We start from the raw sequence: 1,012 nt of genomic DNA on the forward strand, positions 1-1,012 counted from the left end.
CCTTGACAAGAATAAAATCATCGTCATATCCCACTGCGTAAACACTTGCTCCGGTTATTCCCGTATAAGGCGCATCATCATCGTTTTGTCGGTGATAACACACATCCATATCTTCTTTGGTATCTACCGCTATCAAGTAGTAGTTTCCGGTAAGATGCCGTTCATATACGAACCCGCAACTTTGCATTAGGGGCAACAATAAAAAGAGTAATGATATAACTGTTTTCATACGCTCAATTATTATTAATGGTTTGCAGCTTGCCGCCGTTAGGCGGAACAGGTGCTTGTTATTCGCATATTATTCAGGTCGCCAATATGGATGTAATGCCGTTTCAATATTAAACTTTGGAATATTAAACTCATTTATCCATTCAAGGCGAGTCCAAACGCCAGAGTTTTCACCAACCATAAGCATCTTTTCATTACAAAAAACAGCTTCCATTTCATAAGGACGATGACCAATTTCAAAGTTCATTACAATGAATCTAACTGGTGCTTTATCTTGTAACGGCACAACAACCGAACTGCATTTTAAGGTGGATTTTGCCATTTTTCCTAATGGTCTTTCACTATGCTTAATGACTTCAACAGAGCGTTTGGCATTTCTCGAAATCGCCATAGGTCTATATATCGGACCAAATTCCGGCTCTACATCATTTGGCAGGACATCCATTTTATCTACTAACTTTGTAAGACCGTCAATCATCATTTCTTTTATTTCATTTGAATTAATATTGCAAAATCCCGCCCATGCAACAAGCTGTTTGTCGGTAGGAAAACTCTCGCCGTCCACATCAAACCACACATTAAAATCGCTGCCCAAAGAATTGATATAGATAGGGGATTTGGCTGTATATAGTCCCCAATCATCAATTTGCCAAAGCGAGCAATCAAAGTTTGATATATAGTTTTTTTCTTCCATTTGTTTTTGCGAATAATGGCTAAGCGGGGAACGCTGTTAAGCGTTATCCCGATTTGTTAATAACTTTTTTCTTCTCAATAGATGCGAAAC

At 38.4% G+C, this 1,012-nt stretch carries 1 protein-coding gene and 1 pseudogene; both read right to left on the bottom strand.

The annotated features are described in order from the left end of the window. Positions 1 to 229 (bottom strand): annotated as a pseudogene (locus D7V92_RS21885) (DUF3997 domain-containing protein); the annotation flags it as partial. 69 nt (positions 230 to 298) lie between these two features. Next, positions 299 to 922, bottom strand: a complete 624-nt coding sequence (locus D7V92_RS21890) for a hypothetical protein (RefSeq protein ID WP_121773795.1) — start codon at positions 920 to 922, stop codon at positions 299 to 301. Positions 923 to 1,012 lie beyond the last annotated feature (90 nt).

The sequence above is a fragment of the Parabacteroides sp. CH2-D42-20 genome (assembly GCF_003670185.1).
In the GTDB taxonomy this organism is placed as follows: domain Bacteria; phylum Bacteroidota; class Bacteroidia; order Bacteroidales; family Tannerellaceae; genus Parabacteroides; species Parabacteroides distasonis.